Here is a 1102-nt window from a genome sequence, read left to right on the forward strand (position 1 = left end):
TGGGGCGTACGACAAATTGGTTTCTATCGAGATGATTGAAGCCGTGGGGAAACAGTTTTTAGCTTCCTACATCAAAAAATGCGAGTCATTATTAAAGCCTAGCGGCCTGATGGCTATCCAAGCGATTACGATTGCGGATCAGCGTTACGACTATTACAGCAACAATGTCGATTTTATTCAGAAATACATTTTCCCTGGCGGTTTCTTGCCGTCGGTGACGTCTTTGACACAAGCGGCCACTAAGCACAGTGATTTGGTAGTTCGTGATTTGTTTGACATCGGCCTAGACTACGCAAAAACACTGAATGAGTGGCATCGCCGTTTTAACCGCGCAGAGGATGCTGTGCGAGGGTTTGGGTACGATGACCGGTTTGTCCGCATGTGGCGTTATTACCTTAGTTATTGTGAAGGCGGTTTTCTTGCACGTACGATCAGCGCCGTTCACATGACTTTCCAGCGCCCATAACAATTATGAGAGTGTTGATTGCGTCCACTTGGTTTCAACTGTGCTGGTTTATTGCTGTGCTTGGTACGTTTGAGTGGCAATGGTTGATGATGATACTGGCATTGGCGACCTTGGTGTATGCCATTCTGACGGCGTTTCACTCGGTGAAAGCGATCTCCTTTGTCACCATTTTCGGGCTAGTTCTCGATACGCTAAATCAACACTTCTCGCTTTTGGTTTTCCCTACCCCTTGGCTCCCTGTGTGGTTGATTGGTCTATGGGTATTGTTTGCATGGTATGCCTACCAACTGAAAGTGCTTTTGCACCGCTTCGCCAAAATCTACGTATCAATATTAGGTGGGCTTGGAGGAATGCTCAGCTACTTCGCTGGCTACAAGCTTCAAGCGGTAGAGTTTGGATTCGATACAAGTATTACGTTACTGGCCTTGTTTGTTGAGTGGTTGGTGTTAATGCTGGTGATTCTCAAGGTGTATGACAATGGCAAGCTTAAAGAGAAAACTCCTAAGGGGTATGGGTAGCGGTATCTTGTTTGTGTTTGCAATGGGCGCAATACCTTCGCAGGCACAAGATATAGGGAGCACTGACAGACTGAATGTAGAAAACTGGCAGGAATGGGAAACAGTTGGCGAAGCGCAG

2 protein-coding genes are annotated in these 1102 nt (G+C 46.7%); both read left to right on the forward strand.

Features of this window, described 5'->3' with window-relative positions; genetic code table 11:
- Nucleotides 1-466 (forward strand): class I SAM-dependent methyltransferase (locus tag R7P67_RS25950; RefSeq protein WP_318086472.1); only part of this gene is annotated, 466 nt, incomplete at its 5' end.
- A 5-nt stretch (nt 467-471) separates the two neighbouring features.
- A complete protein-coding gene (locus tag R7P67_RS25955) occupies nt 472-984 on the forward strand; it encodes a DUF2878 domain-containing protein (RefSeq protein WP_318086473.1) in 513 nt (170 codons plus the stop codon).
- Nucleotides 985-1102: the final 118 nt, after the last annotated feature.

This window comes from Vibrio sp. Vb0937, from assembly GCF_033338855.1.